The sequence below is a fragment of the Corynebacterium sp. MSK032 genome, from assembly GCF_030232065.1.
Taxonomy (GTDB): Bacteria; Actinomycetota; Actinomycetes; order Mycobacteriales; family Mycobacteriaceae; genus Corynebacterium; species Corynebacterium jeikeium_D.
The window spans coordinates 1-332 of record NZ_JASPJR010000048.1; the positions used below are offsets into that span (position 1 = coordinate 1).

Below are 332 nucleotides of genomic sequence, written 5' to 3' on the forward strand. Positions count from 1 at the left end.
CTGGAACAACGCCATACCCATCTCGTTTTCTAGGAGCTCATCATGTCTCCGGAGCATTCCATCGACATATTCCTTGGTCTAGACGTCGGCAAATCCGAACACCACGCCTGCGCCTTAGACCGTGATGGTAACAAGGTCTTTGACAAACCGTTGCCTCAACTCGAATCCGAACTAGCAGGCGTTTTTCACCAGCTTCAGAAGCTAGGCACCGTGCTCGTGATCGTCGACCAACCCAACACCATCGGCGCACTACCAATTGCTGTAGCCCGGGACTGCGGTTGCGAAGTCGGATACCTGCCAGGTCTTGCGATGCGCAAAGCTGCAGATCTCTA

General features: G+C 53.9%; 1 protein-coding gene. It reads left to right on the plus strand.

Going from position 1 to position 332, the window contains the following annotated elements; translation table 11 throughout:
* Window positions 1-42: 42 nt before the first annotated feature.
* A partial coding sequence (locus QP995_RS10845; protein WP_284853195.1) for an IS110 family transposase occupies window positions 43-332 on the plus strand: 290 nt, incomplete at its 3' end.